This is a genomic window from Paracoccus sp. SY (assembly GCF_002901215.1).
In the GTDB taxonomy this organism is placed as follows: Bacteria; Pseudomonadota; Alphaproteobacteria; order Rhodobacterales; family Rhodobacteraceae; genus Paracoccus; species Paracoccus acridae.
Genome location: NZ_NWMQ01000022.1, coordinates 1 through 26,749, shown reverse-complemented (window position 1 = coordinate 26,749; position 26,749 = coordinate 1). Strand labels below are relative to the sequence as shown.

The window sequence follows — 26,749 nt, the reverse complement described above, 5'->3', positions numbered from 1 at the left end:
TCTTGGTATCGACGGCACCGATCCAGGACATGGGTGGTGCATGACCGACGCAGCTTGCGAACAGATCGGCGACCGGGCTTCCGGCGCCCTGGCCGGCCTTCGGGCCGGATTTCCCGTGATGCTGGGCTATTTCCCCGTGGCCTTTGCCTTTGGCGCCTCGGCCGCGGCCATCGGCATCACCTCGGGGCAGGCGGCAGGCATCTCTGCCGTCATGTATTCGGGCGCGAACCAGGCCTTCCTGATCGGTGCGATCGCCACGGGCATGCCGGTGGCGCTGATCGTGTTGATCGGTGTCGCGCTGAGCCTGCGGCATATCCTTTACGGCATTGTCCTGCGCCGCCGCATCGGTGGCGGGCCGGGCAGCCTGACCTTCTTCGGCTATGGCCTGACGGACGAGGTCTTCGCGACCGCGCTGAGCCGGACGGCCGACGGGACGCGTCCTTCCGGGGCCTGGCTTGCGGGCCTGGCCTTTGCCGCCTGGTCAAGCTGGATCACCGGCACCCTGGCAGGGGCCTTGGCCGGAGGCGCCTTGCGGGCGGCGAATGCAGGTCTGGCCGATGCGCTGGAATTTGCTCTGCCGGCGCTGTTCCTGGGTCTGGTCTGGGTGTCCGTCAGCCGCCGGATGCTGGCCCTGATGCTGCTGGCGGGCGGCCTGGCCGCGTCCTGCATCCTGTTGGGCGCGCCGCAGCTGGCCATCCCCGCAGGTGCCCTTGCGGCATTTCTTGCGGGGTGGCGGACATGACGCCGATGCTGTGGCTGGCCGTGGCGCTGATCGGCGTGGCAACCCTGTTGGCACGCCTGCTGCCGCTTTTGTGGCGCAACGGGGCCAAGGATCAGGCACGGGCTCCGGCCTGGCTCGACGCGCTTGGGCCATGCCTGCTGACCGCCATGGGCGTGGCCGTGCTGCTGCCCGAGGGGATCGAGGCTTTGACGACGGGGCAGCTTCTTGCCTTTCTTGGCGGCGTCGCGGCGGCGGCCGCCGCCATGGCATGGCGCCGCGACCCCGGACTGGCGGCCATTGCAGGTGTCGCGGGCTGGTGGCTGGCAAGCGGGATCTAGAGGCGGGATTGCCGCATCGTCCATGGGCCTGGCCCAAGTCACCGCCACGCGCGAAGAAGAGGCTGGACGGCATGACAGCGGAAGGCAGGTCCCGGTCCAGGCGGAAATCCCAGCCTCTCTGACTGTTTTCTTTTGTGTTCAAAGGGCAACAGGAAGGGTTCGATCCTGGCGCAAAGGTTGAAACTCCCTGTGCCCTTGGATAACCCGACTGAAATACCCAGGAATAGCCGCGCGCTGACCCAGGCAACAATTCAAATACGCCTCAGGTCAGATCCATGAACCTTCCTGCCTTCTGTCTTTCCAAGCCACGTCCCATTCTTGCGGCGCTTCTGTCAGCCACGGCCCTTATTCCGTCCTTGTCGGCGGCGCAGACCCAGACCTCTGCGCCCGCCATGGTCCTGGACGAGATTGTCGTCACTGCCGGCGGTTTCGAGCAGACTGTCCGCGACGCCCCGGCCAGCGTATCGGTCGTGACGGCCGAGGAACTGGAAAAGGGCAGCTTCACCAACCTGACCGATGCGCTGCGCGAGGTGCAGGGGGTCGTCACGACCGGCATTGCGGACGAACAGGACATCTATATCCGGGGCCTGCCGGGCCAATACACGCTGATCCTTGTCGATGGCAAACGGCAGGGCACCCGCGATTCGCGCCCCAATGGCAGTTCGGGCTTCGAACAAAGCTTCATCCCGCCCGTTGCGGCCATCGAGCGGATCGAGGTCGTGCGTGGCCCGATGTCCTCGCTTTACGGATCGGACGCCATGGGTGGGGTGATCAACATCATCACCAAGCCCGTTGCTGACGTCTGGTCCGGCTCTGTGACGGCCGAGACGACGCTGCAGGGCGAAGACGGGTTCGAGAACAGCCGCCAGGTCTCGGCCTATGTCTCGGGTCCGCTGATCGCCAACCGGCTGGGCCTGCAGGTCTGGGGCCGCAAGTTCGACCAGGACGCATCGTCGATAGAGGGTGGACCCTCGGCGTCGGACGACTTCGACCTGACGGGCCGCCTGTCCTGGCAGATCGACGATGCCAACCAACTTCTCATGGAGGCGGGCCGCACGAGGATCAGGGCCGAGGATTACGGCGACCTTGCCTATCGCGACAACGACCGCGACCACTGGTCCGTGACCCACAAGGGCCAGTTCGGGGCGGTCGAGACCGAAGTCGCCCTGTCGCAAGAGATCGGCGAACGCACCAGCTTCGACCGCGAAGAAGGGGGCGGGGGATTTGTTGAAAACCTGCGTTCGCCCCAGGTCCGCAACACGGTGCTGGATGCCAAGGCCTCGCAGGCGGTCGAATGGAACGGCCAGCATCAGTTGACCTATGGCGGTCAGTTCATCCGCACGACGGTCAAGGACCAGAACCCCGGCGCCCAGGCCTATCTGCCCCCCGAGGAACGTTTCGACCAGGAATTTTCCCTGGACCAATGGGCGCTTTACGTCGAAGACGAATGGCGCATCCGTGACGATGTCGCGCTGACCCTGGGCCTGCGCTACAACGACCACGACATGTATGGCGGCCATGTGACGCCCAGGATTTATGCCGTCTGGGACGCGACGCCGGACCTGACGATCAAGGGCGGAATTTCCACGGGCTTCCGGGCGCCCGACATTCGCACCATCACGCCCGGCTATGCCTACACGACCGGCGGTGGCGGCTGCGCCGGCAACACGCCCCCGTCCTGCGGCGTCATCCTCGGCAATGCGGATCTGGAGCCGGAGGAAACCACCAATATCGAGATCGGCACGGTCTATGAAACCGGCGCCTTCACCTTCAGCGCGACGGCCTTCCACACGCGGTTCAAGAACAAGCTGCAGCAGGTGACGTTGCAGAACCCCGACGGCAGTCCGGTCCTGTGGACGGACGGGCCGCAATATACCGGCACCGACGGCAGCCTGAACTATTACCGGATCTACCAGAACTTCAACGTGGACAAGGCCGAGATCACCGGCCTGGAACTGGCGGGCGACTGGGACATCACGCCGACGCTGGCCGCACGGGCCACCTATACCTATACGAGATCACGCCAGAAATCGGGCGACTTCGAAGGCTTCCCCTTGGCACGCACGCCGGAACACATGGCCAGCCTGCGCCTTGACTGGGCCACTCCGGTGACGGGCCTGGATACCTGGCTCAGTGCCACCTATCATGGTTCCGAGATCGCGTCGGGTCTGCGCATCGGCGACGAAGGACGCGAGGTCACGATCAACGGCGTCACCGGGCGGAAGTATTCTCCCTACACGACCGTCGATCTGGGCCTGTCCTATCGTGTCACCGACACGGCCACGGTCAATGCCGCAGTCTACAATGCGCTGAACAAGGAAGTCCGAGAGGATGAGTTCAAGACCGTCGCCGAAGGTCGCCGCCTGTGGCTGGGCCTGACCGCCGATTTCTGATTGTTCCCCTTGTGCAACGCCCGGCAGTGGGACGACTGCCGGGCGTTTTCGTTCAAAGGCTGTGCAGCGGAGCGCCGGTCGTCTTCGCAAGAATGAACGGCTGCCGGAAGCAGCGGTCATGCTTCCCGGAACAAAGGCGCCGGGCTGTAGCGGCCTTGCAGATGAGGAGGAGCGACAGCGGCAAGCCGGTGCAGTTCGTCCCGCAGGTTGGCACGGCCTCGCGCCGCCAGGATGTCGAAGGGACCGCGCGGGAAGTTGAGACCAAGTTTCAGCGCAGTGTCGATGCCCTCGGCGGTTGTGCCGCCTTCGGACAGAAGCCAGCCTGCCTCGTTCACCAAGGCGGCCTCGATCCGCAGGGCGATGGCGGCGGCATCCTGCGGCGGCGCGGCGGAGGCTTGGGGATGCACAAAGCCCTTGCCGGTCTTGCGGCCCAGATCGCCCGACGCGACCTGCCGCCGCAGCACGTCAAAGACGTGATAGCGCGGATGCCCGTCCATGGCGGCAGCCAGGCTTTCGGTCGCGGCCAGGTTGATGTCCGCCCCCACCAGGTCGATCAACGCGAAGGGTCCCAGCCGATACCCCGCAGCCTGCATGGCCGCGTCGATCTCGGCAGGGCTGCGTCCTTCCTCCAACAGCGCCAATGCCTCGCCATAGAAGGGGCGGGCACAGCGGTTGACGATGAAGCCGGGCCGGTCGGGGCAGGGGATGACGGTCTTTCCGGCAGCCTCGGTCACCTGCCGCGCCCGTGACAGCGCATCGGCTGCCGTGCCGGGATGGGCCACCAGTTCCACCAGCTTCATGACCGGTGCCGGGTTGAAGAAATGCAGGCCCAGCAGCCGTTCGGGCCGTGCAAGTCCCTGGGCCATGGCGGCCACGGACAGCGAGGACGTGTTGGTGGCCAGCACCGCATCCGGTGCCATCACTGCCTCGAGCGTCGCAAAAAGGTCCCGCTTCACCTCGATCTTCTCGACGACCGCCTCGATGGCAAGGGTGGCGGCGCACATGGCCCCAGGATCGGCCACGACGGTGATGCGGCCCAGCAGCGCCTCCATCGCCCCTTCGGTGAGCTTGCCGGCCTGGACACGGGGACGCAGGCCGTCGCGCAGGCGGGCCTGTGCCGAGTCGCGCGCGGCCGGCACGGCATCGGTCGCCAGGATGTCAAAGCCTGCGGCGGCGTAGGTCTGGGCAATGCCAAGGCCCATCGTTCCCAGGCCGATAACGGCTAGTGTCGTCATGTTTCCCCCAAAGCTTTGGCGCGGACGGCCCCGCATCGGTTCGCGGACCGGCATCACGGATGGGATCATGGCAGAGCCGGAATATCCTTCAAGCTTAAAATTTGAAGCTTGAAGTAAAAATGGTTTGGTGGCAGCCTGCTGGAAATCACGGGGGGAAGCCGAGCGATGAAGATCTTGTGCATGGGTGGCGGGCCGGCGGGACTGTATTTCGCCATCTCGATGAAGCTGCGCGACCCCTCGCACCAGGTCACCGTGCTGGAGCGCAACAAGGCCAATGACACCTTCGGCTGGGGCGTGGTCCTGTCCGACGACGCCCTGGGCCGGATGCAGAAGAACGATCCGGTCAGCACCGAGGCGATCCGCAGCCAGTTCGCCTATTGGGACGACATCGCCGTGATCCATGACGGCGTGCGCACCGTGTCCGGCGGACATGGCTTCGCCGGGATCGGGCGCAAGCAGATGCTGATCCTGCTGCAGCAGCGCGCCCGCGACCTGGGGGTGGACCTGCAGTTCGAGAGCGAGTTCCGGTCGGCCGAGGAATACCGCAAGGACTATGACCTGGTGGTTGGCTGCGACGGCATCAATTCGATGGTGCGCAAGGAATATGCCGAGGTCTTCCAGCCCGACATCGACACCCGCCGCTGCAAGTTCGTCTGGCTGGGCACGCATCAGAAATTCGATGACGCCTTTACCTTCATCTTCGAACGGACCCAGCATGGCTGGGTCTGGGCGCATGTCTATCAATTCGACGACAACACCGCGACCTTCATCGTCGAGACCCTGCCCGAGACATGGGAGAAACTGGGTTTCCCCGACATGACCAAGGAGGAGACCGTCGAGACCTGCCGCAGGATTTTCGAGCGCCATCTGGGCGGCCATGACCTGATGTCGAATGCGGCGCATCTGCGCGGCTCAGCGGTCTGGATGCAGTTTCCGCGGGTGATCTGCGAAAACTGGTATCATGAAAACGTCGTGCTGATGGGCGATGCGGCGGCGACGGGGCATTTCTCGATCGGCTCGGGGACGCGGCTGGCCTTTGACAGCGCGATCGCGCTTGCCGAATACCTGCATTCCGAACCGGACATGCAGGCCGCCTTCCAGCGTTATCAGGAAGAACGCCGGGTCGAGGTGCTGCGCCTGCAATCGGCGGCCCGCAACAGCCTGGAATGGTTCGAGCAGGTCGAACGCTATCTGCATCTGGATCCGGTGCAGTTCGCCTATTCGCTGCTGACCCGTTCGCAGCGCATCAGCCACGAGAACCTGCGCCTGCGCGATCCCCAATGGCTGGCAGGGGCCGAGGAGTGGTTCCAGACCCGCGCGGGGGGCAAGCCCGGAAGCCGCCCGATGTTCGCGCCGTTCCGCTTGCGCAACATGGAGTTGAAGAACCGCATCGTCATGTCGCCGATGGCGCAATACAAGGCGGTGGATGGCTGCCCCACCGACTGGCATCTGATCCATTACGCGGAACGCGCGAAGGGCGGCGCGGCGATGATCTATACCGAGATGACCTGCGTGTCCCCGGAAGGCCGCATCACGCCCGGCTGCCCCGGCCTTTATGCGCCGGAACACGAGGCGGCGTGGAAGCGGCTGGCAGATTTCATCCATGCGGAAACATCCTGCAAGCTTTGCATCCAGATCGGCCATTCGGGGCGGAAGGGATCGACCTGCGTGCCCTGGGACGGCGGCATCGACGCGCCGCTGCGTAAGGGGAACTGGGATCTGATGGCGGCAAGCCCCTTGCCCTACAAGCCCGGCAGCGCGGCGCCCAGGGAAATGGACCGCGCCGACATGGACATGGTGCGCGACCAGTTCGTCGCCTCGACCAAGATGGCCGCGCGTGCGGGCGCCGACATGATCGAGATGCACGCGGCCCACGGCTATCTGCTGGCGACCTTCATCTCGCCCGTGACCAACCGGCGCACCGACGAATACGGCGGCAGCCTGGAAAACCGGATGCGCTATCCGCTGGAGGTGTTCCGCGCCATGCGCACCGCCTGGGGCGAGGACAAGCCGATGGCGGTGCGCATTTCCGCCAATGACTGGATCGACGGCGGCGTGGACCCCGAAGAGGCCGTGGCGATCGCCAGGATGTTCGCCGAAGCCGGTGCCGACATCATCGACGTGTCCTCGGGCCAGACCGATCCGGCGGAAAAACCGATCTATGGCCGGATGTTCCAGACCCCTTTCAGCGACCGTATCCGCAACGAGGCGGGGCTGGCGACGATGACGGTCGGCAACATCAGCGACTTCGACCAGGTGAACGGCATCCTGATGGCGGGCCGTGCTGATCTGGTCTGCTTGGCGCGGATGCACCTGGCCGACCCCTATTGGACGCTGCACGCCGCCGTCGAGCAAGGCGAGCAGGGCGTGGATTGGCCCGCGCCCTACAAGGGTGGGCGCGACCTGCTGTATCGCCTGCGCGACCGCCAGCAAGAGGCGATCCGGGCATGACGCTTTCGGGCAAGCGCGTCCTGGTCACGGGGGGCGGCACCGGGGTCGGGGCCGACCTTGCGGCGGGCTTTGCCAGTGCCGGGGCCGAGGTGGTGATCTGCGGCAGGCGGGCCGCGCCCTTGGACGCGGTGGCCGAACGCACCGGCGCGCGCGCCCTGACGGCGGATGTGACCGATGAGGACAGCGTCAAGGCGCTGTTCGCCCAGGCCGGTCTCTGCGACATCGTGATTGCCAATGCCGGCGCGGCGGACAGCGCGCCGTTCGGCCGCACCACGCTGGACCAGTGGAACGCGATGCTGGCGGTGAACCTGACCGGCACCTTCCTGACCTTCCGCGAGGGACTGGCGCAGATGCCGGGCTGGGGGCGGCTGATCGCCGTCGCCTCGACCGCGGGGCTGAAGGGCTATGGCTATGTGGCGCCCTATGCGGCGGCCAAGCACGGGGTGGTAGGCTTGGTGCGCAGCCTTGCGCAGGAGATCGCAGGAAAGCCGCTGACGGTGAACGCGCTTTGCCCCGGCTTTCTGGACACCGACATGACCGACCGTTCTGTCGCCACCATCGTCGCCAAGACCGGGAAAACCTCCGAGGAGGCGCGGGCCGCCCTGGCCGCGTCCAACCCCCAGAAGCGCCTGATCCAACCCGCCGAGGTCACCGCCGCCGCGCTGTGGCTGTGCGCCCCCGGCTCCGAGGGCATCAACGGCCAGGCCATCGCTATCGCGGGTGGCGAGACATGACCGAGGGGTCCAAGCGCCGGCTGAAGCTGTGGATCCGGCTTCTTGGCGTGACCCGCCGGGCCGAGAACGACTTGCGCGAATACCTGCGCGTGACCCATGACACCACGCTGCCGCGCTTTGACGTGATGGCCGCGCTGTATCGCCGCCGCGAGGCCATGACGATGAGCGATCTGTCCCGGATGCTGCTGGTGTCGAACGGCAATGCGACGGTGGTGGTGGACAGGCTGGAAAAGGACGGCCTGGCCCGGCGCACCCCGTCCGATTCCGACCGCCGGACCGTCTTCGTCGCCCTGACGCCCGAAGGGCTGGCGGCATTCGAAAGCCTGGCTGCGGGCCACGAGTCCGAGGTGGCGCGGATCTTCGCGCGACTGGACGACGGGGATGTGGATGTGATGACCGAAATCTTGAAAAGGGCAGAGCAAGGATGAGCGAACTGACCAGAACCCGGCTTGCGGGCCTGACGCCCCGGCATTTCCTGTGGAAGGTCGAGGACCGCGTCGCCACCATCCGGCTGGACCGCCCGGACCGCAAGAACCCGCTGACCTTCGAAAGCTATGCCGAGTTGCGCGACACCTTTCGCGCGCTTGCCTATGCCACCGACGTGGACGTGGTGATCTTCGCCTCGAACGGCGGAAACTTCTGCTCGGGCGGGGATGTGCATGACATCATCGGCCCGCTGGTCGGCATGGACATGAAGGATCTGCTGGCCTTCACCCGGATGACGGGCGACCTGGTCAAGGCGATGATCGGCTGCGGCAAGCCGATCATTGCGGCGGTCGAGGGGATTGCCGTGGGGGCCGGGGCGATCATCGCGATGGCATCGGACCTGCGGCTGGCCACGCCGGATGCGAAATGCGCCTTTCTGTTCACCCGCGTCGGCCTGGCCGGCTGCGACATGGGCGCTTGCGCCATGCTGCCGCGCATCATCGGCCAGGGACGGGCGGCGGAACTGCTGTATAGCGGCCGGGTCATGGGCGCCGAGGAGGGCGCGGCCTGGGGGTTCTGGAACGCGCTGCACGATGCCGGGACGTTGGAGGCCGAGGCGCTGAAGCTGGCCCGGCGCATTGCCGACGGCCCGGTCTTTGCCCACGGCATAACCAAGACCCAGTTGAACCAGGAATGGAACATGGGGCTGGAACAGGCCATCGAGGCCGAGGCGCAGGCGCAGGCGATCTGCATGCAGACCCGCGACTTCGAGCGCGCCTATCACGCCTTCGTCGCCAAGGAAAAGCCGGTCTTCGCCGGAGACTGAACCGGGGGACTGACGGCGCGGGCGAGATGCCCGGCGCCAGGAAAGGATGGATTGGAATGGCGGATCGCAGCTTTCTGGACTGGCCGTTTTTCGAGACCCGGCACCGCGAGCTTTCGGCGGCGTTGGAAGAATGGTGCGCGGGTCATCTTCCGGTCGATCACGGCAACGTGGACGCGGCCTGCCGGGGATTGGTGGCGGCACTGGGATCGGCGGGCTTCCTGCGCCATTCCGGCGCGGCCGAGGGCGAGCGTCTGGACGTGCGCAGCCTGTGCCTGATCCGCGAAACCTTGGCGCGGCACGATGCCTTGGCCGATTTCGCCTTTGCCATGCAGGGTCTGGGAATGGGCGCCGTGTCGCTGTTCGGCACCCCCGATCAGCGCGGATGGCTGGAAAAGACCCGGGCAGGCCGCGCGATTTCGGCCTTTGCCCTGACCGAACCGGATTCGGGGTCGGATGTCGCCAATACCGCGACGACGGCCGAACGGGTGGATGGCGGATGGCGGCTGACGGGCGAGAAGACCTATATCTCGAACGGGGGTATCGCCGATCTCTACGTCATCTTCGCCCGCACGGGCGAGGCGCCGGGCGCGCGCGGGCTGTCGGCCTTCCTGATGCCTGCGGACAGTCCCGGCCTGTCCGTCGCCGAGCGGATCGAGGTGATCGCGCCCCATCCGCTGGCGCGGCTGAAGCTGGACGGCGTGTTCCTGCCCGACAGCGCCCTGATCGGCAGGGCGGGCGAGGGGTTCAAGCTGGCCATGTCGGTGCTGGACGTGTTCCGCCCGACCGTCGGCGCGGCGGCGCTTGGCATGGCGCGGCGCGCCCTGGACGAGGCCCTGGCGCGCGTGAAAAGCCGCCGGATCCAGGGCCAGCCCCTTGCCGGTCTGCAGATGGTCCAGGGCCATGTTGCCGACATGGCGCTGAAGATCGATGCGGCGGCGCTTCTGGTTTATCGCGCCGCCTGGGCCAAGGACATGGGGGCGCCGCGCATCACCCGCGAGGCGGCGATGGCCAAGCTTTACGCCACCGAAGCCGCCCAGCAGGTGATCGACGCGGCCCTGCAGCTGCATGGTGGCGACGGCGTGCGCAAGGGATGCCCGGTGGAAAGCCTTTACCGCGACATCCGCGCCCTGCGCATCTATGAAGGGGCCAGCGACGTTCAGCGCGTGGTCATCGCCCGGAGCGTGCTGGAATGAGCTATCGCCGCCGCATCCCGGTCGAATTCAACCATTGCGACCCGGCGGGGATCGTCTTCTATCCCCGCTATTTCGAGATGCTGAATTCGACGATCGAGAATTTCTTCGCCGACGTGCTGGCCTATCCCTTCGCCCGCATCCATGTCGAGGAACACTGCGCCGTTCCCACCGCCCATATCGACGCGACTTTCCACGCTCCGTCGCGGCTGGGGGAAATGCTGGATTTCGTGCTGGAGATCGAGGACGTGGGACGGTCCAGCGTCCGCCTGGTTCAGCGTGTCAGCGCGGGCGGGCAGGACAGGCTGCAATGCACATCAACCCTGGTCTGGGTGGGCCGCGACGGCCGCGCGGCGCCTTGGCCCGACGCGATCCGCATGAAAATGAAGCACTTCAAGGAGACGAGCGATGCTGCATGAGGTCTTGCATCCGAAGTCATGGAAAGCCACGCCGGGCTATTCCAACGGGATCGCCGCGACCGGGCGGATGGTGTTCACCGGCGGGGTCATCGGCTGGAACGACCAGCAGGAATTCGAGACCGACGACTTTGGCGAACAGGTCCGCATCGCCTTGCAATCCATCGTCGCCATCCTGGCCGAGGCCGGGGCGCGTCCCGAACATCTGGTGCGCCTGACCTGGTACGTCACCGACAAGCAGGAATACCTGTCCGCGCTGAAGCAGATCGGGCAGGCCTACAAGGACGTGATCGGCCGCCATTATCCGGCCATGGCCCTGGTGCAGGTGGTGGCCCTGGTCGAGGACCGCGCCAAGGTCGAGATCGAGGCAACCGCCGTGATTCCCGCCTGACAGGACAGGCGAACCGCGGGTCAGCGCACGCCCAAGATGCCGCCCCGCCCAACTGGGAGACTGCAGATGACCGGCAACCCGCCGCTTGGACCTTCGGCGCATGAAGACACGTTCACGCGCGACAACCTGCCCCCGCCCGAGGCCTGTCCGGACCTGAAGCTGGAAGGGTTCGACTACCCGGAATACCTGAATGCGGCGGTCGAACTGACGGACCGCATGGTCGAAAAGGGGTTCGGGGACCGCACCGCCCTGATCGGAAACGGCCGCCGCCGCACCTACAAGGAATTGAGCGACTGGACCAACCGCCTCGCCCATGTCCTGGTCGAGGATTATGGTGTCAGGCCCGGCAACCGGGTGCTGATCCGGTCGGCCAACAATCCGGCGATGGTGGCCTGCTGGCTGGCGGCGACCAAGGCGGGCGCCGTGGTGGTCAATACCATGCCGATGCTGCGCGCGGGCGAATTGACCAAGTTCGTGGACAAGGCCCAGGTCAGCCATGCGCTGTGCGACACGCGGCTGATGGACGACCTGGTGGCCTGTCAGAAGGACAGCGCCTTCCTGAAGACCGTGATCGGCTTTGACGGAACGGCCAATCATGACGCCGAACTTGACCGTGCCGCGCTGACGAAGCCCGTGCGCTTCGATGCCGTGCGGACCGGGCGCGATGACGTGGCGCTGCTTGGCTTTACCTCGGGTTCGACCGGAGAGGCCAAGGCCACGATGCATTTCCACCGCGACCTGCTGATCATCGCCGACAGCTATGCGAAGGAGGTTCTGGACGTCACCCCCGACGACGTGTTCATCGGCAGTCCGCCCCTGGCCTTCACCTTCGGCCTGGGCGGGCTTGCGGTCTTTCCGCTGCGGTTCGGGGCGTCGGCCGTGCTTCTGGAACAGGCAAGCCCCCCGAACATGATCGAGATGATCCAGGAACACAGGGCCACCGTCTGCTTCACGGCGCCGACCGCCTATCGGGTGATGCTGCGGGCGATGGATCAGGGGGCCGACCTGTCCAGCCTGCGCGCGGCGGTCAGCGCCGGCGAGACCCTGCCCGCGCCGATCTATGAGGAATGGCGGGAAAAGACCGGCAAGCCGATGCTGGACGGGATCGGCGCGACCGAGATGCTGCATATCTTCATCACCAACCGCTTCGACGACCACCAGCCGGGCTGCACGGGCAAGCCGGTTTCCGGCTATGAGGCGAAGATCGTCGGCGACGACATGCAGGAGGTTCCGCGCGGAGAGGTGGGGCGACTGGCGGTGCGCGGACCGACCGGCTGCCGCTATCTGGCGGATCCTGGAAAGCAGAGCGCCTATGTCCGGGATGGCTGGAACCTGACCGGCGACGCGTTTCGCCAGGACGAAGACGGGTATTTCCATTTCGCCGCCCGCACCGACGACATCATCCTGTCGGCGGGCTATAACATCGCCGGACCCGAGGTCGAGGCCGCGCTGCTGTCCCACCCCGCCGTGCAGGAATGCGCCGTGATCGGGGCGCCGGACGAGGAAAGGGGCCAGATCGTTCAGGCGCATGTGGTCCTGGCCGCCGGGCAGACCGGCGACATGCGGATGGTCAAGCTTCTTCAGGACCATGTGAAGACGGTCATCGCCCCCTTCAAATATCCCCGCAGCGTGATCTTTACCGAAGCCCTGCCCAAGACCGCGACCGGCAAGATCCAGAGGTTCCAGCTACGGGCCGTGGGGACCAAGGCAAACTGATGCGCGATCGACGGAAGGTCGTGGTCGAGGAGGATATTCTCTATGGACCCTTGCCCCGCCAGAAGCTGGATCTGGTCCGGCCCGACGGCCCCGGCAAGGGCCTGGTGATTTTCGTCCATGGCGGCTTCTGGATCAGATGCGCGAAATCCGACTGGACCGACCTGGCCCAAGGCACCCGCGCGAATGGCTGGACCGTCGCGGTGCCCGGATACACGCTTGCGCCCGAGGCAAGAATTTTCGAGATCATCTGGGAGATCGGCACCGCAATCGGCAAGGCGGCCGCGCTTGTCGAGGGTCCGATCCGGCTGACCTGTTGAGTAGGCGCCGAGGAAAGGCCGGAATTCCTGCGCCAGTCCCGGCTGATGTCCTTGATCTGGGACGGACAGGCCCGCACAAAGCTGGTCGAGGAATCCGGCCACGATCACTTCTCGATCCTGGAAGGGTTGAAAAATCGCGACTCCGCCATCGTAATCGAACTGCTGGCGGATTGAGCCTGTCGGCCATCTTTCATCGACTCCAGGGACGCCCCATGATCCTTGCTGCTCTTGGCCGCCGCGACCTTCATGCCTCTTGTCCTGTGCCCTCGCCAAAGGGCGCGTCCGGCAATCCCCAAGGCCTGCCCTGTGTCTGCCGGCCGCAGGGCTGGATCACGATCTGGAAGCGGATCGGGCAGGTCCTGGTCCTTGACCCACAGGTTCTTCTTTCCGCCTGACCGTTCGTTTCAGCAACAAGGAAAGCCAGAATGACCTATGATCCCTCCAAAGACGGCGCCCAGACCGATTTCCGGCAGCGCATGTCCTATGGCGACTATCTGCAGATCGACCATATCCTGTCGGCGCAAAAGCCGCTGTCCAAGGCCCATGACGAGATGCTGTTCATCATCCAGCACCAGACCTCGGAATTGTGGATGAAGCTTGCGCTCTACGAGGTCGAGGCCGCGCGGCGTATGATCGCGTCGGACAACACCGCCGAGGCGCTGAAGATGCTGGCGCGCGTGGCGCGCATCTTCGAACAGCTCAATTCCGCCTGGGACGTGCTGCGGACCATGACGCCTTCGGAATACACGCGGTTCCGCGACGACCTGGGCCAGTCCTCGGGCTTCCAGTCCTGGCAGTACCGGCTGATCGAATATGCAGTCGGCAACCGCAACCTTGCCATGCTGAAGCCGCACGAGCATCGCCCCGACCTGCTGGAGAAGCTGGAGGCCGAACTGGCCCGGCCCTCGCTTTACGACGAGGTGCTGCGGCGGCTGGCGCGGCTGGGCCTGCCGGTCCCGGCCGCCGTGCTGGAACGCGACCTGCGCCAGGGCTGGACCATGAACGAGGACGTCATGGCGGTCTGGGCCACCGTCTATCGCGATCCCTCGCGTTACTGGGAAGCCTATGAGACGGCCGAGAAGCTGGTCGATTTCGAGGACTACTTCCGCCGCTGGCGCTTCAACCATGTCACCACGGTCGAACGGGTGATCGGCTTCAAGCGCGGAACCGGCGGCACGGCGGGGATAAATTATCTCAAGCGGATGCTCGGGGTGGAACTGTTCCCCGAACTGTGGCGCGTGCGCACGGAACTCTAGGCTCTGTGATCATGGCGGAATGGCGTGGACCTTCGAAGCGCCGTGGCTATGTCTTGTTCCTGGGGCAGGCCATGGGTCTTGCCTCGTCGAAGTATTTCATAGCCAAAGCAAATTCCACATCCAGGGGCAAGATCATCACCGGACATGGCAAGGCGGTTGATCGTTCCGACGCTGATCTTCAGGATGGTGCCACGCCCTTTGACAGGGCAGCAGCACGCCATGATCATTATGGATGTAAAATTTTATCATGGTTATATGGTATCTTCTGCGGAAGGCTGATGGACAAGGCGCGGATCACCGAAAGTCTCTGCAATCCGGCATGGCGCACCGATCGAAAGGCAAGCAGATGGACTCGAAGGAAATGGCTGCCCCTCTCCATGCGCAAGGTGATGCCGTGCGTCAGCGCCTGCGGCTTTGGCTGCAGATGCTGAAGGCTGTGCGCTATGTCGAAAGCGACCTGCGCGAACGGCTGCGCCAGGGATATGACATGACCCTGCCGCGCTTCGACGTGCTGGCGGCGCTTCTGGCGGCGCCGGACGGGCTGCGCATGACGGAACTGTCGCAGCAACTGATGGTGTCGAACGGCAATGTGACGGGGATCGTGGACCGTCTGGTCGCCGATGGAATGGCCGAGCGCGAGACGATGGAAACCGACCGTCGGGCCTTTCGGATCCGCATCACCGAAACCGGCGCTCAGCTGATGCGCGAGGTCACGGCACGGCATCGGGACTGGATCAACGAGCTTTTCGACGAGGTGACCGAGGCGGACGCCGCACGCGGCATCTCGATCATGCTGGACATCCGCCACAAGGCCCATCGGTAAGGGGACCAGGCCCCCGCGCCATCACGCCGGCCATGGAGCCGAGCAGGGGCGGAAACCGCGGCGCAGGCGCGCCGCGGCACAGCATCACATTTGACAGGACGATACGAAGTTGTCCTGGTAATCCTCGAAGATCGGCTGGACGATCGAGGTGGCGAAGTGGCCGTCTTCGCGCTGGACCACCTTGGTCAGGTAGAAATCCTGGATCGGGAAATGGTTGTCGCCGAAGCGGAAATCTCCCCGCAACGACGTGAAGTCCGCCTGCTTCATCGCCGCGCGCAGCGCCTCGCGGTCATCAAGCTTGCCTCCGGTGATGCGCAGGGCGCTGTCGATCAACATCGCCGCGTCATAGGCCTGCATCGCGAATGTGGCGGGAACGCGGTCATACTTGGCGATGAAGGCTTCGGTGAACGCGGCCGTCTCGGGCGTGTCCAGATCCGGCGCCCAGTTGGATCCCGCAAGGAAGTCCAGCGCGTCGGCGCCTTGGGCGGGCAGCGTGGATTCGTCCACCGTGAAGGCCGAAAGGAAGGGGATCGTCTCAAGCCCGGCCTGGCGGTATTGCTTGACGAAGTTCACGCCCATGCCGCCCGGCATGAAGGCATAAACCGCATCCGGCTGGAAGGCCGCGATCTGGGCCAGTTCGGCCGAAAAGTCCAGTTGTCCCAGCGGCACGAACATTTCCGAGGCGACATTGCCGGAATAGCTGTGCTTGAACCCGGTCATCGCGTCCTTGCCGGCCTGATAATTGGGCGTGATCAGCACGACATTGCCATAACCCTGATCCTGCGCGTATTTTCCCGAAACCTCGTGGATCTGGTCGTTCTGATACGAGGTCACGAACAGGTCGGGATTGCATTCCGCCCCCGCAAGGTTCGAGGTTCCGGCATTGGTGGACACCAGGATCGCGCCGCCCTGCGTCACCGGCTGCAGGATCGCATACAGCACGTTGGAAAAGATCGGCCCGACGACGAAGTCCACCTCGTCGCGTTCCACCATCTCGCGTGCGCGCGTGACGGCCACGTCGGGCTTCTGCTCATCGTCGATGACGATGATCTCGGCTTCCAGGCCGCCGAAGCTGTTGCCCAGCTTTTCGGCGGCCATCAGGAAACCGTCGCGCGACTGTTCCCCAAGGATCGCCGAGGGGCCGGACAGCGTGTAAAGCAGCCCAATGCGGACCTTGCCGTCGGTGCTTGCGGCGTGCAGCGGCAGGGCGGTGGCCAGGGCCAGAGCCGCGCCGAGCGCAATGTTCTTTTTCATTGTTGTCATCCCTGTTGGTCTTGCTGGTTATGCGGAGGGAGGCGGCAGGAAATCGACCTGGTGCTGCGCGGCAAGGCGGACGATCTCGGCGGGGTCGGGCACGTTGTCGATGGCCACGAACAGGTCCCACAGGTTCGCAGTGGGCGAGACCCAGAACAGGCAGGTCGCGTCCTTGCCCGACCGGTTGAAGATCCCGTGCGGCACATCCTGGGGCATCCGCACCAGATCGCCCGGTCCGGCCTTGACCGGGGCGCCGCCGTCCAGTTCCAGTTCCAGTTCGCCGGTCAGGACATAGATGAATTCGTCCTGTGTCGTGTGGATGTGATGGGGCACGAAGGTGCCGTGCGGAAAGGTCGCGTGCCAGGACATCGAGCTTTCGCTGCGGTGCTTGGGCACATAGGTCTGGCCCAGGATGTGCCAGGTCACGTCGTCCACAGATGCCTCGCGCGTGGTCACGCCCGCTGTCATCAGTTCCATCTCGTTTCTCCTTCTTGGGTATGGTTCAGGCCCGGCGCAGGCGCGTCTGGTCCTGCGAAAATCCGGCGGTCGCGGCATAGCCGCGCACGATCATGTGGCGTTCCTCGGGCGTGATGACGGCATCAAGGTCGGCAAAGCCGTCAGGCGCGCGCCGCTCGACCTCGTCGATCACCCCTTCGGGGCCGCCCTTGCGGTTCAGCGCGACGACCTGGGCCGTGGCGGGAAGACGGCTTGCCTCGTAGGCTGCAAGGGCCGAAGGGACATCGCCGTTCTGCACCAGCAGGTCGGCCAGTGCGCGGGCATCCAGGATCGCCTGGCTGGCCCCGTTCGAGCCCACCGGATACATCGGATGCGCCGCATCCCCCAGCAGGGTCACGCGCCCGTCGGTCCAGAAGGGCAAGGGGTCGCGGTCGCACATCGGATATTCGAAGAATTCGGACGTCGCCGTCACCAGGGCCTCAAGGTCGATCACGTCGGTATCGAAGGCGCGCACATGGGGCAGCAGTTCCTCCAAGGTGCCCCGGCGGTTCCAGTCCTCGCGCGCAGGGGGGCGGGCGCCGTCCTGCGCCGCACGATAGCAGATGACCCAGTTCATCAGGACCGTGCCCGCCGCGCTGCCTGCCGCGATCGGATAAAGGACCAGCTTGTAGACGAACCCGCCCGCCACGATCATCGTGCGACCGTCCGCGAAGGCGGGCCATTCGGTGGCGCCGCGCCACATCATGACGCCGTTCCATTTCAGGCCGGGTTCGGACGGATGGATCTGGGCGCGGATCCGCGAATGAACCCCGTCGGCACCGATCAGCAAATCGCCCTGGGCCGCGTCGCCATCTTCGAAAGCAAGCGTGACGCGGTCGCTGTCCTGCGAAAATCCCGTTGCCCGCTTGCCCGTCAGGATCGCCTGCGGACCAAGCCGATCCAGAACCGCATCGTGCAGCATTGCCTGCAAGCGGCCCCGGTGGATCGAGAACTGGGGCACATCATGGCCCGCATCGACACCGCGCGGCTCGCGCCAGATTTCCTGGCCCCGGCGGTTCATGTAGAACAGGTCGCTGGTGCGGATGGCGATGCGGTCCAGGGTCGGCAACAGGCCAAGCTCGGCCAGTTCGCGGATGGCATGGGGAAGGACATTGATCCCGACGCCCAGTTCCCGGATCGCGGGTGCCGCCTCGTAAAGCTGGCAGTCGATGCCCCGTGCGTGCAGCATCAGCGCCGTAGTCAGGCCGCCGATCCCGGCGCCCGCAATCATTGCCTTCATCTGGCACCCTCCTGTTGCAGTGCCGGCTTTGTCCCGGCTTGCCGCCAGTGAAAGGGCCTTGGCGATGCCGCGCTATCACCACAGCGCCAGAACATCGGCGTGGCGCCAAAGATGAAAATTTTGGCACGCCCCGATAAACTTTAGAACTAAAGTATCCGGGGGCCGCCGACGTGCTTGCATTGTTGCGCCTGTGAAGGTGGAATGAAGCGCGGCCTGGTCAGGGGAGGGATCATGCAGCAACGGCAGTTCTGGCGTCGGTCCGATTCGCTGGATGAATTCGAGGCCACGATGTCCGGCCTGCTGCGGCCCTGCCGCGTCCAGGGCCGGGCCCGCACCCGCTACAGGACCGAGATCCTGCATGGCAAGCTGGACTGCGTCGGCCTGACCTCGGTCTCGTTGGGCGGTCCCGCACAGGTTCGCGTCTCGGGGGAAAAGGGAATTTCCCTGCTGCAGATCCCCTTGCGCGGCGGCTTTGCCGCCACTGACGGACGGGGCGCGACGCATCATTTCGTCCGGGGCGATGCGGCACATGTCGTGGCGCCGGACTCGTCGGTCCTGCTGGATTTCCAACCCGGCACACGCATGTTGATCGTCGATCTGAGGCAGCAGCAACTGGAAGCCATGGGTGGGGCTGCGCTTTTCACGCGCATCGCCCGGGATCGTCCTTCTGTGGCCCTGTCCTCTGTAACGGCTGCGCGGATGCTGCGCCTGCTGGAGTATCTGCTGGCCGAGATCGAGATGCAGCAGACGGAAGGGCAGGCTGGTCAAGGCGCCGAGGCCGCGATGGAGCAGGCGCTGATCACCGTGATCGGCACCGCCCTGGACGCGGAATGTGCCGGTTTGTCCCTGCCGGGCGCCGATCCCTGTCCCGACATCCTTCGCAGGGCCGAACGCTTCATGGCAGCCCATCTGGACATGGACCTGACCCCCGCGCTTATCGCCGAGGCCGCGGGAACCAGCACCCGCAGCCTTTATCGCGCCTTTCGCAGCCATCGCGCGACGACGCCGCTGCTGGCCCTCAAGGCGCTGCGCCTTGATCGCGCCCGCGCCGAGATCGAGGCCGGACGGATCGGCGGCGACGGCCTGACGGGCCTGGCGATGCGGTGCGGATTTGGCCACATGGGCCAGTTCTCATCGGATTATCGCCAGCGGTTCGGCATATTGCCGTCCCAAGCCGCAAAGGCGCATGGCCGTCGCTGTTTGCTTCAAAAGTAAAATAGAAAGACCCCGCGCCGTTTTCAGGTGAAGTCCTTGCAGGGCCCAGTCTTCGGCAACGCCGCGCCGAACGCCTTCAGGTTCATCAATCTCCATCCGGCGAGATATTTTTCTTGCATTTTGGAAACTTCATGTATGAAATTGTTTCAAGCAATAAACGATAAAGCACCCAACAGGAGCTTGCCTGATGCGCCTCATGGCCCTGTCTTCCGCGCTGATGCTGTCCGCTGCATCGGTCGCCCTTGCCGACGAACCGCTGAAGATCGGCGTGCTGGTCACGCTGTCCGGTCCCCCTGCCGTATTGGGCGAACATGCCCGTGACGGCGTGCTGCTTGCCGAAAAGGCACTGGGCGGCAAGGTCGGCGGGCGCGAGGCCGAGATCATCGTCATCGACGACGAGGGCAAGCCCGACGTGGCCGCCCAGAAGGCCCGGGAACTGGTGGAAGGCCAGGGCGCGGATTTCGTGATCGGGCCGATCTTCTCGAACATCATGACCGCCATCGCGGCACCGGTGACCCAGGCCGGCGGCATCCTGGTGTCGCCGAACGCAGGGCCGTCGAACTTCGCCGGCAAGGACTGCAATCCCGACATCTTCGTCGTGTCCTATCAGAACGACCAGATGCCGCAGGTCTTGGCCGAGCACATGAACCAGCAGGGCATCGCGAATGTCTATCTGCTGGCGCCCAACTATCAGGCAGGGCAGGACAGCCTGAACGGCTTCAAGGCGCTCTACAAGGGAGAGGTCGCGGGCGAACTGTTCGTGCCGCTGGGCCAGCTGGACTTCTCGGCCGAACTGGCCCAGATCGCCGCCGCCCAGCCTGCCGCCGTTTACGCCTTCATGCCGGGCGGGATGGGCGTGAACCTGGTCAAGCAATGGGGCCAGGCGGGCCTGTCCTCGATCCCGCTGATGTCGGCCTTCACCGTGGATGAAACCACCTTGCCCGCCGAACAGGACGCGGCACTGGACATGCTGACCGGGTCGAACTGGGCGCCGGACCTGGACACGCCCGGCAATGCCGAGTTCGTGGCAGGCTTCAAGGACGCCTATGGCCGCGTTCCCTCGCTTTACGCGATGGCGGCCTATGACTCGCTGATGCTGATCGACAGCGCGGTGGAAGCTGCCGGGACAGAAGACCGCGAGGCGCTGCGCGCCGCGCTGAAGGCCGCCGATTTCCCCAGCCTGCGCGGCGAGTTCGCCTTTGCGGCCAACAACTTCCCGATCCAGGACTTCTACCTGACCAAGGCCATCAAGGATGACGAGGGCAACTATCGCACCTCGGTGGTCGAGAAGGTCTTCACCGCAGCGTCCGACAGCTATGTCGATGAGTGTCCGATGAAATAATGCCTCCTGCGGGCGGCGGAACCGACGGTCCGGCCCTTTTGCGGGGCCGGACGGACCCTGCGTGCGAACCAAGGACGACAGATGTTCAATCTCTTCCTTCTGCAGCTTCTGAACGGCGCCCAGTTCGGGATCCTGCTGTTTCTCGTGGCTGCCGGCCTGACGCTGGTCTTCGGCATCATGGACTTCATCAATCTGGCGCATGGCGTGCTGTACATGGTGGGCGGCTATGTCATGGCCATGATGATGGGCACGACAGGCAACTTCTGGCTGTCGCTGGCGATGGTGCTGCCGCTGACGCTGGCGGTCGGGCTGGTGCTGGAACTGCTGGTCTTCCGAAGGCTTTATGACCGATCGCACCTGGACCAGGTTCTGGCGACCTTCGGCCTTGTGCTGGTCCTGTCCGAACTTGTCCGCATCCTGTGGGGCTCGGCTCCGCTGTCGGTCGCCATGCCCGAGATGCTGTCGGGTTCGATCCCGTTGGCGGGTCCGATGCGTTATCCCGTCTATCGGCTGGCCGTGATCGGCCTGGGCCTTGCGGTCGCCCTGGGTCTCTGGTTCGTGATCGCCCGCACCCGTGTCGGCATGCTGCTGCGGGCAGGGGCGGCGAACCGGTCGATGGTTTCCGCGCTTGGGACCGACATCAACCGCTTGTTCATGCTGGTCTTTGCGGTCGGGGCCATGCTGGCGGGCTTTGCGGGGGCCATCGTGTCGCCGATCCTGTCGGTCGATCCCGGCATGGGGGACAGCATCCTGATCCTGACCTTCGTGGTGATAGTGATCGGCGGCGTGGGCTCGGTCAAGGGCGCCTTCTGCGCGGCGCTTCTGGTCGGCATCGTCGATACGCTGGGCCGGATGTTCGGGCCCATCATCCTCAAGTCCATGATGGACCCGGCCGCAGCCGCGCAGGCGGGCCGAACCATTGCGCCGATGCTGGTCTATATCCTGATGGCGGCGGTGCTGTTCTGGCGTCCCGCCGGTCTGTTCGGGCGGATCGTGGCGCGATGACCGACATGACCCAGACCCTTGCGCCCACGCGCCCCAGACTTGCCGGACGGCTGAAGCTGGCGCTGTGCATCTTTGCCGTCATGGCCGTCGTTCCGCCGGTCGCCCACTTCCTGGGCGAACCCTTCCTGATCGTTGTCGCGACCCGCATGATGGTCTTCGCCATCGCCGCGCTGTCGCTGGATCTGATCCTCGGCTATGGGGCCATGGTGTCTTTCGGTCATGCCGCCTATCTGGGCTTCGGCGCCTATGCCGTGGCGATCCTGTCGCGGGCAGGCGTGAACGACCTGGTCCTGCAACTGCTGGCCGGGGTCGCCGCATCGGCAATCTTCGCCACCGTCACGGGCGCGATCAGCCTGCGGACGCGCGGCGTCTACTTCATCATGATTACGCTGGCCTTTGGGCAGATGGCGTTCTTCTTCTTCGTGTCCTTTTCGGCCCTGGGCGGCGACGACGGGGTGGCGCTGACCGCCCGCTCGACGATCCTGGGAATGCCCTTGCTGCAAGGGGCGCAGGGCATGTTCTACACCACACTGGTGCTGCTGGTCCTGGTCTTTGCCGGGCTTTACCGGCTGACCCTGTCGCGCTTTGGCCGCGTGCTGACCGGCACCCGCGAAAGCGCGCTGCGGATGCAGGCTATCGGCTTCAGGCCTTTCCCCTATCAGCTGACGGCCTATGTCATCGCGGGCTGCATCTGTTCCGTCGCCGGCGTGTTGCTGGCCAACCAGGCGATCTATGTCTCGCCCGCCTACATGAGCTGGCATCGCTCGGGCGAGATGATCGTGATGCTGGTCCTGGGCGGCGTGGGAAGCCTAACCGGCGCAATGGGCGGCGCGCTTCTTACCATCGCGCTGGAGGAAGGGCTTGCGCGCTTTTCCGAACACTGGCGCCTGGGCTTCGGCCTGATCCTTGTGGCGGTGGCGCTGTTCTCGCCCGGAGGGCTGTCGGGCCTGCTGCGCCGTCTCAACCTGACAAGGGACGCGAAATGACCGAGCCGCTGCTGAGCGTGCAGAACCTGAGCAAGTCCTATGGCGCGCTGAAAGTCACGCAGAACGTTTCGCTGGATGTCCACGAAGGCCAGCTTCACGCCATCATCGGACCCAACGGCGCGGGAAAGACCACGCTGATCTCGCAACTGTCGGGGCAGCTTCGGCCCGACAGCGGGCGGGTGGTCTATGCGGGGCAGGACATCACCCGGCTGGACATGGCAGGCCGTGTGCGCCTGGGGCTGGCGCGGTCGTTTCAGCTGACCACGCTGCTGCCCAGCTTCAGCGTGCTGGAAAACGTGGCGCTTGCCGTGCAGGCGCGCGAGGGGTCGTCGTTCCGTTTCCTTCGCCCCGCCGCGTCCGAACAGGCGCTGAACGACCAGGCCATGGCCTGTCTGGCCGATGTCGGACTTGCGGACCGCAGTCGCAGGCTGGCCGGATCGCTGAGCCATGGCGAGAAGCGCCAGTTGGAACTGGCCGTGGCGCTTGCCACGCGGCCCCGGCTGCTGCTTCTGGACGAGCCGCTGGCCGGCACGGGGCACGAGGAAGCCGCCCATCTTGTGGACATGTTCGGTCGCCTGAAGAACCGCGTGACGATGGTCCTGATCGAACATGACATGGATGCGGTCTTTGCCTTGGCGGACATGGTCTCGGTGCTGGTCTATGGCCAGATCGTTGCCAGCGGCACCCCGTCCGACGTGCGCGCGGATGCCAAGGTCCGCGCAGCCTATCTGGGAGAGGAGGCGGCCTGATGCTGACGGTTGAAGGGTTGCAGGCGTCCTATGGCGACAGCCGGGTGCTGTTCGGGATCGACCTGTCGGTCGCGCGCGGCGAGGTGGTGACGCTGCTGGGCCGCAACGGCATGGGTAAGACGACCACGGTGCGGTCGATCTTCGGGCTGCTGCGTCCGCGCGGCGGGCGCGTCAGCATCGACGGGCGCGACCTGACGGCGGCGGCCCCCCATCTGATTGCCCGCGCGGGCCTGGGCCTCGTGCCCGAAGGCCGGCAGGTCTTCGCACCCCTGACGGTCGAGGAAAACCTGATCGCCACTGCCCGCGCGCGGGGCAAGGCCAAATGGACGCTGGACAAGGTTTATGCCCTGTTCCCTCGGCTCAAGGAACGCCGCCGCAACATGGGCGACCAACTGTCGGGCGGCGAACAGCAGATGCTGGCAGTTGGCCGGGCGCTGATGACCAATCCCGCTCTGATCGTCCTGGACGAGGCGACCGAGGGCCTTGCGCCCCTGATCCGCGAGGAGATCTGGTCCTGCCTGCGCCATCTCAAGGCCGAAGGCGAGGCGATCCTGATCATCGACAAGAACGTGGACGCGCTTGCCCGCTTTGCCGACCGCCACGTGGTGATCGAGAAGGGCCGCGTGGTCTGGACAGGCACGACGCCCGAACTGATCGCCACCCCCGACGTGAAGACCCGCTTCCTGCACGTCTGACCCTGCGGCGAATTATGCCGGACGCGCTCGCCTGGATGCGACTTCGGCTGTGAAGAGAGTTTCTCACGCCTTTACCTGTACGCCTGGGAAACAGGATCGCAGGCCAAGGCCGCAAGCAACCACTGGATCACCTTTTACAACCACCAGCGGCCTCACGCCGCCCATAGCGGACAACCGCCCGCCGTGGTCTACTTCAACAATATCGAAACCGATCAGCAGGCCCAGGCAGTAGCTTAAATCAGCCGGAAAGCTGTCCAGGATCGGGGAGTAGCTCAGGAAACTGTGCGAATGACCTTGCTACCCATGATGATTGATGTGTTCGAGCGGGAGAATTCTTGCCTAGCTGTTTCCGTATAGCACTTCCGTTGACCGTAGCTATGTCGTCAAGCTTTGCGGCGACTTCGGGCAAGTACGTGTTTATACGCCAACGATCATCCTTTATGTACCGGGCAAGTTCAGTCGGATTGTGCCTGATTTGAACATACTGCTCAAAGAACGGCGTGCTCACAGGATCAACTCGGTCTAGTGGCGGCCATTCTGCCCTCACAGGGCTAAGACTTCCACGCTGGGTTTTCGTAGATATCGTGATAGCTTTCAGCGACGACATATTTCATCTGGAGCGCCTCGAAGAATGGCTTTCTGTGAAGACTGCCGTTATTCGGCGTATCAACAAACCAAGTTGGCGCTTTGCACTCCGGATTGGTCTTTTGGAGGCGCGCACGTTCCAGAAAGAGCCAGCGCAGAAAATTCTCGTCCTTGCTGAAGCTGAACCCGAAATTACAAGCGGGCAAAAGAAGAGGACATCCAGCCATTCGCGCCGCGCCAATTGGCTTGAACGTTCTTGGTCGACTCTCGCAGACCTCATCGCCGTACACCCATTGCCGCGCACGCTGAACCGAGCCCATGTAATGCGTGAGGCCGAGGCGGATGCTGCGCTTGTAGTGCATCATGCCGTGAGCGTGCCAGATCGCGAATTCTGATCTCGGAGCAGTGATCGACTTGTCCGAAAAATAGCAGTTCCACGGATAGTAGTCGGTGGAGGGCGTGCCCAGCCATTGTCGCCGCGCCTTCGCTGCGCGAGACAGATTTTCATCGAAGTTAACAGTGATGATCGGACGGCGATGACGCTGCGCCTACCCAACGATTGACTGATGATGCTGTGCGGGCCTCCAGTCCCTCATCGTCTCACAGAATTTCGCTTGAAGACTGCTGCGATCTTCGGCAGGTCGAGCAAGATCGAGAATGTCGAACAGTTCGGTGTTTGACATCTCGCGAACTTCTTCATCGGTGAAGTCAACGCCAAAGTCGCGCATGAGCCCTCGAAGCAGGTCGTCCCAGCTGGATTGCGCATTATTCTTGTACCGATTAATCCCGTTCCCGACGAAGAGAGCCGGTTTTGCGGGGCTTGCGAGGATTTCGGAAAGTTGCGGCACCGACAGGTTCCTTCGATCATGCTTTGGTCTAATAATTCTTATCGGGCAGGTATCCCGTGCGTCCTATGCAGTAAACGAGTAGTTTCGCACGCAACCGCTGCAAACAGGCTGATCGGGCAGACCTCTGCTTCAGGTGGCGCTAACGGTTGCTTCAACAGAGTTTCTGCATCTGCTGTGCTGCGGTGCCGTCAGACAGCTTCCCGCCCTTTGCGACGTTCAAGTTTTCAGATGACGCCAAGACTGGTAAGCATCAGACCGTCTCAACGCTGACCCGTGCCCGTTCGCCGCCCAGGGCCGCGAAGGCCCGCTGGCGGCAGGTCAGGACCAGGATCTGTTGGTCCTGCGCCACGCGGTGCAGGGCGGTGAACATCGCCTCGATCCGGTCGTCGTCGCTGTGGACCAGGGCATCGTCGAGGATCACCGGCACCTGGGTGCCCGCCCGCGCGAACAGCCGCGCAAAGGCCAGCCGGGTCAGGATCGCCACCTGTTCGCGCGTGCCGCCCGACAGGATGTCCAGGGCCTCGGCCTGGCCGTCACGGGTCAGGGCAGCGGGCAGCAGGGTCTGGTCGTCGATCTCCAGCGTGGCGCCGGGATGGATCGCCCCCAGCAGAGGCTGCAATTCGCGCAGCACCGGCCCGAGATAGGCATCCCGCGCCTGGCGCCGCGCCTCGTCAAGGGCCTGGCGCAGGCGGGTCAGGGACCGCACCTCGGCCGCGTATCTGGCGGCGCGGGCTTCGGCGTCGGAAAGCCTGCCGCGGACCTCGTCCAGATGTTCCTCAATCCCTTCCTCGGCCAGGGTGCCGATGGATCCGTTCAGCATCGCCAGGTCCTCGCGCAGGCGGTCGCGCTGCGCCTTGGCCTGGGCCACGACCGACTGGGCGCGCGACAGGGCGGCGCGGGCCATGTCCAGGTCGGGGGCGGCCCGTTCCAGATGCGCGCACTCGGCCTGGGCATCGGCCAGCCGGGACTGGTGGCCCGTCCGGGCGTCACGCAAGTCGCGCAGCCGGTCCGTCAGCGCCGCCGGATCTCCGGCCTCGGCGGCCGCGGCGTCATGGGCGCGGCGCGCGGCTGCAAGCGTGGCCGCGGCTCCGGCCCGCGCCTC

At 64.9% G+C, this 26,749-nt stretch carries 30 protein-coding genes; 23 read left to right on the top strand and 7 right to left on the bottom strand.

Annotated elements, in window-relative coordinates; translation table 11 throughout:
- The first annotated feature begins 40 nt into the window (after positions 1–40).
- From CK944_RS14960 to CK944_RS14950, 3 genes are all read left to right on the top strand, one after another.
- Positions 41–742, top strand: a complete 702-nt coding sequence (locus CK944_RS14960; RefSeq protein WP_103173873.1) for an AzlC family ABC transporter permease — start codon at positions 41–43, stop codon at positions 740–742.
- Entirely contained in the window at positions 739–1,059 is a 321-nt protein-coding gene (locus tag CK944_RS14955; RefSeq protein ID WP_103173872.1) for an AzlD domain-containing protein, read from the top strand. Before CK944_RS14960 ends, CK944_RS14955 begins: the two co-directional genes overlap by 4 nt.
- 275 nt (positions 1,060–1,334) lie before the next feature.
- Complete coding sequence (locus CK944_RS14950) at positions 1,335–3,452, top strand: TonB-dependent receptor domain-containing protein (RefSeq protein WP_103173871.1); 2,118 nt, start codon at positions 1,335–1,337, stop codon at positions 3,450–3,452.
- 116 nt (positions 3,453–3,568) lie between these two features.
- On the opposite strand, the gene CK944_RS14945 is transcribed toward CK944_RS14950, so the two are convergent.
- Positions 3,569–4,756 carry a 3-hydroxyacyl-CoA dehydrogenase NAD-binding domain-containing protein gene (locus CK944_RS14945; RefSeq protein ID WP_239986085.1) on the bottom strand — a complete coding sequence of 396 codons (1,188 nt, stop codon included), beginning with the start codon at positions 4,754–4,756 and terminating at the stop codon, positions 3,569–3,571.
- 96 nt (positions 4,757–4,852) lie between these two features.
- Here CK944_RS14945 and CK944_RS14940 point away from each other — a divergent pair, with 96 nt between their 5' ends.
- From CK944_RS14940 to CK944_RS14885, 13 genes are all read left to right on the top strand, one after another.
- On the top strand, positions 4,853–7,138 hold the full coding sequence (locus CK944_RS14940) for a bifunctional salicylyl-CoA 5-hydroxylase/oxidoreductase (protein WP_103173870.1): 2,286 nt from the start codon (positions 4,853–4,855) through the stop codon (positions 7,136–7,138).
- Positions 7,135–7,872, top strand: coding sequence for an SDR family NAD(P)-dependent oxidoreductase (locus tag CK944_RS14935; RefSeq protein ID WP_103173869.1), 738 nt, complete (start codon positions 7,135–7,137; stop codon positions 7,870–7,872). The genes CK944_RS14940 and CK944_RS14935 overlap by 4 nt, the downstream gene beginning before the upstream one ends.
- Positions 7,869–8,300, top strand: a complete 432-nt coding sequence (locus CK944_RS14930; RefSeq protein WP_103173868.1) for a MarR family winged helix-turn-helix transcriptional regulator — start codon at positions 7,869–7,871, stop codon at positions 8,298–8,300. The genes CK944_RS14935 and CK944_RS14930 overlap by 4 nt, the downstream gene beginning before the upstream one ends.
- Positions 8,297–9,124, top strand: a complete 828-nt coding sequence (locus CK944_RS14925; protein WP_103173867.1) for an enoyl-CoA hydratase family protein — start codon at positions 8,297–8,299, stop codon at positions 9,122–9,124. Before CK944_RS14930 ends, CK944_RS14925 begins: the two co-directional genes overlap by 4 nt.
- Before the next feature lie 56 nt (positions 9,125–9,180).
- A complete protein-coding gene (locus CK944_RS14920; RefSeq protein WP_103173866.1) occupies positions 9,181–10,317 on the top strand; it encodes an acyl-CoA dehydrogenase family protein in 1,137 nt (378 codons plus the stop codon).
- Positions 10,314–10,733: a thioesterase family protein gene (locus CK944_RS14915; RefSeq protein WP_103173865.1), complete on the top strand. Its 420-nt coding sequence runs from the start codon at positions 10,314–10,316 to the stop codon at positions 10,731–10,733. Before CK944_RS14920 ends, CK944_RS14915 begins: the two co-directional genes overlap by 4 nt.
- The gene (locus tag CK944_RS14910; protein ID WP_103173864.1) at positions 10,723–11,121 is read left to right on the top strand and encodes a RidA family protein; all 399 of its coding nucleotides are present in this window, start codon (positions 10,723–10,725) and stop codon (positions 11,119–11,121) included. Before CK944_RS14915 ends, CK944_RS14910 begins: the two co-directional genes overlap by 11 nt.
- A gap of 66 nt (positions 11,122–11,187) precedes the next feature.
- The gene (locus tag CK944_RS14905; protein ID WP_103173863.1) at positions 11,188–12,837 is read left to right on the top strand and encodes an AMP-binding protein; all 1,650 of its coding nucleotides are present in this window, start codon (positions 11,188–11,190) and stop codon (positions 12,835–12,837) included.
- Positions 12,837–13,154 carry an alpha/beta hydrolase gene (locus CK944_RS14900; protein WP_103173862.1) on the top strand — a complete coding sequence of 106 codons (318 nt, stop codon included), beginning with the start codon at positions 12,837–12,839 and terminating at the stop codon, positions 13,152–13,154. The genes CK944_RS14905 and CK944_RS14900 overlap by 1 nt, the downstream gene beginning before the upstream one ends.
- A gap of 45 nt (positions 13,155–13,199) precedes the next feature.
- Positions 13,200–13,328 carry a hypothetical protein gene (locus CK944_RS24205; protein ID WP_256388133.1) on the top strand — a complete coding sequence of 43 codons (129 nt, stop codon included), beginning with the start codon at positions 13,200–13,202 and terminating at the stop codon, positions 13,326–13,328.
- Positions 13,329–13,579: 251 nt separating this feature from the next.
- Entirely contained in the window at positions 13,580–14,410 is an 831-nt protein-coding gene (gene kynA / locus CK944_RS14890) for a tryptophan 2,3-dioxygenase (protein ID WP_103173860.1), read from the top strand.
- Positions 14,411–14,421: 11 nt separating this feature from the next.
- Positions 14,422–14,841 (top strand): hypothetical protein, encoded by a 420-nt coding sequence (locus CK944_RS23665; RefSeq protein ID WP_192877767.1) that lies wholly within the window; start codon positions 14,422–14,424, stop codon positions 14,839–14,841.
- The gene (locus CK944_RS14885; RefSeq protein WP_239986084.1) at positions 14,835–15,233 is read left to right on the top strand and encodes a MarR family winged helix-turn-helix transcriptional regulator; all 399 of its coding nucleotides are present in this window, start codon (positions 14,835–14,837) and stop codon (positions 15,231–15,233) included. The genes CK944_RS23665 and CK944_RS14885 overlap by 7 nt, the downstream gene beginning before the upstream one ends.
- A gap of 84 nt (positions 15,234–15,317) precedes the next feature.
- Here CK944_RS14885 and CK944_RS14880 read toward each other — a convergent pair whose 3' ends face one another.
- The 3 genes from CK944_RS14880 to CK944_RS14870 are packed head-to-tail and all read right to left on the bottom strand — an operon-like array spanning position 15,318 to position 18,222.
- A complete protein-coding gene (locus CK944_RS14880) occupies positions 15,318–16,487 on the bottom strand; it encodes an ABC transporter substrate-binding protein (protein ID WP_103173859.1) in 1,170 nt (389 codons plus the stop codon).
- A 27-nt stretch (positions 16,488–16,514) separates the two neighbouring features.
- On the bottom strand, positions 16,515–16,964 hold the full coding sequence (locus tag CK944_RS14875) for a cupin domain-containing protein (RefSeq protein WP_103173858.1): 450 nt from the start codon (positions 16,962–16,964) through the stop codon (positions 16,515–16,517).
- Positions 16,965–16,989: 25 nt separating this feature from the next.
- Entirely contained in the window at positions 16,990–18,222 is a 1,233-nt protein-coding gene (locus CK944_RS14870; RefSeq protein WP_103173857.1) for a flavin-dependent oxidoreductase, read from the bottom strand.
- A gap of 231 nt (positions 18,223–18,453) precedes the next feature.
- On the opposite strand from CK944_RS14870, the gene CK944_RS14865 reads away from it, so the two are divergent.
- The 7 genes from CK944_RS14865 to CK944_RS24330 all read left to right on the top strand — a co-directional run bounded on the left by CK944_RS14865 (position 18,454) and on the right by CK944_RS24330 (position 24,451).
- On the top strand, positions 18,454–19,437 hold the full coding sequence (locus tag CK944_RS14865; protein ID WP_158248015.1) for an AraC family transcriptional regulator: 984 nt from the start codon (positions 18,454–18,456) through the stop codon (positions 19,435–19,437).
- A gap of 196 nt (positions 19,438–19,633) precedes the next feature.
- The gene (locus tag CK944_RS14860; RefSeq protein ID WP_229665342.1) at positions 19,634–20,779 is read left to right on the top strand and encodes an ABC transporter substrate-binding protein; all 1,146 of its coding nucleotides are present in this window, start codon (positions 19,634–19,636) and stop codon (positions 20,777–20,779) included.
- A gap of 81 nt (positions 20,780–20,860) precedes the next feature.
- Positions 20,861–21,784 carry a branched-chain amino acid ABC transporter permease gene (locus CK944_RS14855; RefSeq protein WP_103173854.1) on the top strand — a complete coding sequence of 308 codons (924 nt, stop codon included), beginning with the start codon at positions 20,861–20,863 and terminating at the stop codon, positions 21,782–21,784.
- Positions 21,781–22,770 carry a branched-chain amino acid ABC transporter permease gene (locus CK944_RS14850; RefSeq protein WP_103173853.1) on the top strand — a complete coding sequence of 330 codons (990 nt, stop codon included), beginning with the start codon at positions 21,781–21,783 and terminating at the stop codon, positions 22,768–22,770. The genes CK944_RS14855 and CK944_RS14850 overlap by 4 nt, the downstream gene beginning before the upstream one ends.
- Entirely contained in the window at positions 22,767–23,519 is a 753-nt protein-coding gene (locus tag CK944_RS14845; RefSeq protein WP_103173852.1) for an ABC transporter ATP-binding protein, read from the top strand. Before CK944_RS14850 ends, CK944_RS14845 begins: the two co-directional genes overlap by 4 nt.
- Positions 23,519–24,214, top strand: coding sequence for an ABC transporter ATP-binding protein (locus CK944_RS14840; RefSeq protein ID WP_103173851.1), 696 nt, complete (start codon positions 23,519–23,521; stop codon positions 24,212–24,214). Before CK944_RS14845 ends, CK944_RS14840 begins: the two co-directional genes overlap by 1 nt.
- Before the next feature lie 75 nt (positions 24,215–24,289).
- Entirely contained in the window at positions 24,290–24,451 is a 162-nt protein-coding gene (locus CK944_RS24330; RefSeq protein WP_146038675.1) for an integrase core domain-containing protein, read from the top strand.
- Between the two features lie 314 nt (positions 24,452–24,765).
- On the opposite strand, the gene CK944_RS22925 is transcribed toward CK944_RS24330, so the two are convergent.
- The 3 genes from CK944_RS22925 to CK944_RS23255 form a co-directional block, all read right to left on the bottom strand.
- Positions 24,766–25,164 (bottom strand): hypothetical protein, encoded by a 399-nt coding sequence (locus CK944_RS22925; RefSeq protein ID WP_146038674.1) that lies wholly within the window; start codon positions 25,162–25,164, stop codon positions 24,766–24,768.
- A 183-nt stretch (positions 25,165–25,347) separates the two neighbouring features.
- On the bottom strand, positions 25,348–25,647 hold the full coding sequence (locus CK944_RS14835; protein ID WP_103173850.1) for a hypothetical protein: 300 nt from the start codon (positions 25,645–25,647) through the stop codon (positions 25,348–25,350).
- 250 nt (positions 25,648–25,897) lie between these two features.
- Positions 25,898–26,749: ATP-binding protein (locus CK944_RS23255; protein ID WP_371411668.1), on the bottom strand; the 852-nt coding region annotated here is incomplete at its 5' end.

What these genes read in the sequence shown, in the direction of transcription:
- CK944_RS14960 (WP_103173873.1), top strand. Translation starts at nt 41, where the DNA reads ATGACCGACGCAGCTTGCGAACAGATCGGCGACCGGGCTTCCGGCGCC.
- CK944_RS14955 (WP_103173872.1), top strand. Translation starts at nt 739, where the DNA reads ATGACGCCGATGCTGTGGCTGGCCGTGGCGCTGATCGGCGTGGCAACC.
- CK944_RS14950 (WP_103173871.1), top strand. Translation starts at nt 1,335, where the DNA reads ATGAACCTTCCTGCCTTCTGTCTTTCCAAGCCACGTCCCATTCTTGCG.
- CK944_RS14945 (WP_239986085.1), bottom strand. Translation starts at nt 4,756, where the DNA reads ATGATCCCATCCGTGATGCCGGTCCGCGAACCGATGCGGGGCCGTCCG.
- CK944_RS14940 (WP_103173870.1), top strand. Translation starts at nt 4,853, where the DNA reads ATGAAGATCTTGTGCATGGGTGGCGGGCCGGCGGGACTGTATTTCGCC.
- CK944_RS14935 (WP_103173869.1), top strand. Translation starts at nt 7,135, where the DNA reads ATGACGCTTTCGGGCAAGCGCGTCCTGGTCACGGGGGGCGGCACCGGG.
- CK944_RS14930 (WP_103173868.1), top strand. Translation starts at nt 7,869, where the DNA reads ATGACCGAGGGGTCCAAGCGCCGGCTGAAGCTGTGGATCCGGCTTCTT.
- CK944_RS14925 (WP_103173867.1), top strand. Translation starts at nt 8,297, where the DNA reads ATGAGCGAACTGACCAGAACCCGGCTTGCGGGCCTGACGCCCCGGCAT.
- CK944_RS14920 (WP_103173866.1), top strand. Translation starts at nt 9,181, where the DNA reads ATGGCGGATCGCAGCTTTCTGGACTGGCCGTTTTTCGAGACCCGGCAC.
- CK944_RS14915 (WP_103173865.1), top strand. Translation starts at nt 10,314, where the DNA reads ATGAGCTATCGCCGCCGCATCCCGGTCGAATTCAACCATTGCGACCCG.
- CK944_RS14910 (WP_103173864.1), top strand. Translation starts at nt 10,723, where the DNA reads ATGCTGCATGAGGTCTTGCATCCGAAGTCATGGAAAGCCACGCCGGGC.
- CK944_RS14905 (WP_103173863.1), top strand. Translation starts at nt 11,188, where the DNA reads ATGACCGGCAACCCGCCGCTTGGACCTTCGGCGCATGAAGACACGTTC.
- CK944_RS14900 (WP_103173862.1), top strand. Translation starts at nt 12,837, where the DNA reads ATGCGCGATCGACGGAAGGTCGTGGTCGAGGAGGATATTCTCTATGGA.
- CK944_RS24205 (WP_256388133.1), top strand. Translation starts at nt 13,200, where the DNA reads ATGTCCTTGATCTGGGACGGACAGGCCCGCACAAAGCTGGTCGAGGAA.
- kynA (WP_103173860.1), top strand. Translation starts at nt 13,580, where the DNA reads ATGACCTATGATCCCTCCAAAGACGGCGCCCAGACCGATTTCCGGCAG.
- CK944_RS23665 (WP_192877767.1), top strand. Translation starts at nt 14,422, where the DNA reads ATGGCGGAATGGCGTGGACCTTCGAAGCGCCGTGGCTATGTCTTGTTC.
- CK944_RS14885 (WP_239986084.1), top strand. Translation starts at nt 14,835, where the DNA reads ATGCTGAAGGCTGTGCGCTATGTCGAAAGCGACCTGCGCGAACGGCTG.
- CK944_RS14880 (WP_103173859.1), bottom strand. Translation starts at nt 16,487, where the DNA reads ATGAAAAAGAACATTGCGCTCGGCGCGGCTCTGGCCCTGGCCACCGCC.
- CK944_RS14875 (WP_103173858.1), bottom strand. Translation starts at nt 16,964, where the DNA reads ATGGAACTGATGACAGCGGGCGTGACCACGCGCGAGGCATCTGTGGAC.
- CK944_RS14870 (WP_103173857.1), bottom strand. Translation starts at nt 18,222, where the DNA reads ATGAAGGCAATGATTGCGGGCGCCGGGATCGGCGGCCTGACTACGGCG.
- CK944_RS14865 (WP_158248015.1), top strand. Translation starts at nt 18,454, where the DNA reads ATGCAGCAACGGCAGTTCTGGCGTCGGTCCGATTCGCTGGATGAATTC.
- CK944_RS14860 (WP_229665342.1), top strand. Translation starts at nt 19,634, where the DNA reads ATGGCCCTGTCTTCCGCGCTGATGCTGTCCGCTGCATCGGTCGCCCTT.
- CK944_RS14855 (WP_103173854.1), top strand. Translation starts at nt 20,861, where the DNA reads ATGTTCAATCTCTTCCTTCTGCAGCTTCTGAACGGCGCCCAGTTCGGG.
- CK944_RS14850 (WP_103173853.1), top strand. Translation starts at nt 21,781, where the DNA reads ATGACCGACATGACCCAGACCCTTGCGCCCACGCGCCCCAGACTTGCC.
- CK944_RS14845 (WP_103173852.1), top strand. Translation starts at nt 22,767, where the DNA reads ATGACCGAGCCGCTGCTGAGCGTGCAGAACCTGAGCAAGTCCTATGGC.
- CK944_RS14840 (WP_103173851.1), top strand. Translation starts at nt 23,519, where the DNA reads ATGCTGACGGTTGAAGGGTTGCAGGCGTCCTATGGCGACAGCCGGGTG.
- CK944_RS22925 (WP_146038674.1), bottom strand. Translation starts at nt 25,164, where the DNA reads ATGATGCACTACAAGCGCAGCATCCGCCTCGGCCTCACGCATTACATG.